This window comes from uncultured Capnocytophaga sp. (genome assembly GCF_963525585.1).
Taxonomy (GTDB): Bacteria; Bacteroidota; Bacteroidia; order Flavobacteriales; family Flavobacteriaceae; genus Capnocytophaga.
In genome coordinates, this window is the sequence record NZ_CAURLX010000076.1 from 1 (window position 1) to 4299 (window position 4299).

Here is a 4299-nt window from a genome sequence, read left to right on the forward strand (position 1 = left end):
ATCTTAATGGTGTATTCAAAGAAATCCGCATTTTTCATTCCTTGTGGAATCTTGATACTCAATTCGGATTCTTCATCACCTACTTGAGCAATAGGATTGGTAGGTAAGGAAGGATCTGCAAAAGTAGTTTTACTCTTATTTCCTACTGTAAATGAATTTGCTACATACTCAAATCCTTTTGGAATACGTATCACTACCAATCCCTTATCTCCTGTTGAGAAGGTACCCACAGGGATTGAAGTATCTACAATGATATGTTTCCCTTTGTAAATAGCATAACTAGGAGAAGCACAAGCATTGGCGTTGCCTCCTGGCTCTAAAGTAAGTGAATTATTTACTTTATATTTATTGACATCCACTCCTTGTATTCCAGCGATAATAGCTTTGCTACGGTCTCCTTCAGCAGGATCTCCACAGAGGTTATTTCCTTCTATATCAATATCAAAGGAAGAACCTGCTGTAAATTCACAATCAGGCTTCACCATAAAGATCAGCTTAAAGTTTCGCTTATTCACATTACTTTCTGAAATACTTCCAGGCAAGCTTCCTCCTGGGAAAATAGAAGTAAGGTCATAAGTAATTTTATTATTACTTTCTACAGGTGTTATATTGGAAAATTTGGTTCCACTTCCTAAAGGATATTCTATTTCTACATCAGAGATAGTAAGTCCTCTCTGCTTTATGATAACTAGTTTTGCATCAAAGATATCTCCCTGATCTCCACTATTAACAGTATATTCATACTTTGTCTTCTGACACATGGAGATATTTCCTATTCCTGTTCCTCCTCCTGGGTTAGAGGCACTAGGTGTTATCTGCTTAAGGCTTTTCGCTATTTTTACATTATATGTTATCTTATTATCATTACATGTTTTAGTATATCCTTGTGTAGGATTACTATTACAATTCCACCCTGCATATAAGTCGAAAGTAATATTAGCCTTAGTACAGTTGGTAATCTCATACTTAAGTCTGTAACGCTTAACTGCTCCTTTGGCAATGGTACCACTTTGTCCATCTGAATTGAGGAAGAACATCTTTTCCCCAGAGATGCCTGTGGCTACAGAGAATGTTCTGAGGGTATTCCCAGAGGCATTGACCTCCTCCAAGCCTAATACATTGATCCCTACTACATCAGGTACTGATACCCAACCATAAGGAGCATCAGAGAGACTGGTATTGGTAATTTGGAAATTGATATGCTGCTCTCTCTTATTAGCTGTAATATTTTGAGAGGTTTGAGTAAGGAGATTGATTGCAGGCTTTTCAGAATATTTAATGGATTCGTGATGAGATTCGGTAACTATTTCACTTCCTCCATTAGCTGCATAGTGATAATAAAAATCTTCAAACTCTATATCGGCATATACGTGCTGGTTATCTGCAGTAGCTTGCGCTTCATTCACAAACACTTTCGAAGCACAAGTGGCTTGTAACCAAGTTCTTACACTAGATTCATACCCGTTTTCTATTGAGATTTCTCCTGGATGCAAATATCCTGGACTTCCCTTAGGAGGATTCACATAAGTATATGTCTTATATGTACCATCATCTGTTATAGTAAAGCTAGTCAAAGGTATTTTTACCTCATTGGCTCCAGATGCCCAATCTGTATATTTCCTTCTGTACTCATATTGTGCGTCTCTGACCATATTATAAGTAGAAGGTATTTTAATTTTTATGGACTTAATCCTTCTTGAAGGGCGGAACTCATCCATAAAATAAGAACCTGAAGAGGTAAAACGTCGTGCTAAATACACCTGATTACTACCTATATTGGTCACTTCACAAGCTTTTATGTTATAGGCATTAGTACCTATTAATGTATAAGTTTCTGCAATATAGAAAGTTGGCGTCTGTTTGGCACCACAGTGCAATTCTCTTGTATGATAGCCCTGTGTGTTAATATCTGTATCATTTGCATTGGCCAACATATAGAAGAATGATTCTGCAGCAGACTGAGTATCCTTTGCAAAAGAAGAGTCACCTCTTGAAGAACCATTATTCTTCACTTGATAGGTAGCTACCACAGAGAATTTTTGTCCTGCATTCAAAGTTCCTGAAGGCAGTGCGGAAGTAAGATTCCAACGGAAGAAATTTCCATCGGCAGTGGATCCTTTTGTAAGTACATTAGGATCTGTTGCTTGCAAGGTTACCTGATGTGTTCCTACTTTAACAGTTATTTTCTTAGGCAACAAGTCAGCTCTTTTTGTAACCTTTGCGTGATAGAATAGGTTATTAGAGGAAGTAGTTCCTTGTTCTCCTTCAGCCATTACTTCTATTTCATCCAGATATAAACTACGTTGGCGTTCTGCCTCTGATACTTCTGCACGGGTTACACGTGTAGTCATTGTATAATCCTTCCAACCATAAGAATTATCTGCTCGTTCTGTCTTAGTGCTGATCATTCTAGGACCATCATTGGAACAGTTTCCTGGACAAATAGCCTTAATAGTCCTTTTGTTACATAACAAAGGTAACGGACAATAAGTACCATTTGCATTTTTATCCAAATGGGTAATACTATATTGTACCTCAACATCCCCCGAAACACAGGGGTTAGAAAGTACCATATCAAAAGTTATATATCCCTTATCCGGATGAGGTGAAGTATAAGAAAGGGTGCCTCCTGCCCCTATATCAGATAGAGGTATAGGCCCATCTAGGGGAGCTCCAAAGTCATTTCCTCTGTAATATTTAACATTTTTCAAGCTTACTCCTGTGGGCAGCTTTATTTCGTATTTAAAACGACTATCGTTATTCTTATTATCTTGTCCTTGTGTCTTTTCAAAAGCTATATAAGTAGTACTTCCAAAAATAAGGTATCCAAATTTGGAAACATCTTTAGGAAGTTCTACAGGAAACTTAGAAGAATCGGTAACTCCTGCTATTAAGCGTCTGTATGTATAGCTAGTAACTGCCTGTGCAGGAGATGTTCTTGATACACCACAGGCATCCTTATATTCAAAGTTAGAATGAGGGGAAACACTAAAGACTCTCTCATCCTCTTGCAAGCACTTAACACCTTGATTTTTAACCATATCAAAACGTATCTTGAACTTAGCATTGATAGGAAAATCATCTCTGAAACCATCCCCATCTACATCGGTAAGTCCTATATCCTTACCTGTCAAAAGTCCTTCCGCCAAAGCTGGCAGTTCCTTCAAAGGTGCTTTTCGATATACTATCTCATTTCCATTAGGGGTTACTGAAGTAATAGGATATTCTGTTCCATCAGTAGCTACTATGCGGAAATTAGCAGGCTTGTGATTCGTAAACTGTTTCCCAGAAAGATATGGGGTTATATTCAATTGTACATCATAAGCAGTTGCATTACCAGTACCATTATTGACATACTGTACGGTAAATGTTCCTAATGTAGCCCCACAAATTCCATCCTTCCAAGTAAAGTAAGTATGGTTTTTATCAGGATCTATTTCTATTTTTGGAGTACCAGTAGTTACATTAATAGCCCTACCAGAATCACGTACTTGATAGAGTATTGCAGGACTTTCACCCCAATAGGCTTCATATATTATCTGACGATTGGACTGACAACCCGTTACGGTATATTTTTCACTAATAGTAACCTTATCAGCCTTCTTAAATCCTGCTGGTGAAGTACTAGTAACCTTATAAAGGGCTACCCCTGTATTGTTACCTATCCCAGCTGGAACATTTCCCACAGGAGAAAGAACACTCCCATCAGGTCCCTTGATTTCTACACTTGTTACTCCTGAAGGATACTTTACAGAAAAATAAATATCTCGAGTAGCTCCATCTCCTGTGTTCTCAAGAGTAAAAGTTTTCACACTTGTTCCAGAGGCGTTATTGTGAGCAGATTCTGAAGGAGTCACAATAATGACAGGAATCACAGGGGTATAAGTAGCCTCCTTCTGGTCTGAAACTCCTGAAGAAAGGGTTACCTTCACTGTATCCTTAAAGGTATTCTGATTGGAGAATAGTGTAGCCGAAGCATTCTTAGTTACTTTTCTCTTAATAGAGAACTCAATATTCCCTGATCCTGTTAGTGTAAAAACAGGTTTGGTAACGGGAGAAGAGGTGTTATGTGCAATAGTGAGCGTTCCATTCTCCTTCACAAGAGAATTGGGCACATATTCTATTCCATTACCTAAAGTAACTTCCACTGTCCCTGTCGTACCCGCAGGAAGCGCCAAGCTAACAGTAAGCTTACCTACTTCAAAGTTTTGTTTGGCAAAATGAACATCATTCTCTGCCACAGCACTTGCTATTATTGTCTGTGCTTTTGCCTGAACAAAAGACAGCAATATGGCAATC

1 pseudogene is annotated in these 4299 nt (G+C 38.2%); it reads right to left on the minus strand.

Features of this window, described 5'->3' with window-relative positions:
* Positions 1–4299: pseudogene (locus tag RYK20_RS10675) on the minus strand (gliding motility-associated C-terminal domain-containing protein); the annotation flags it as partial.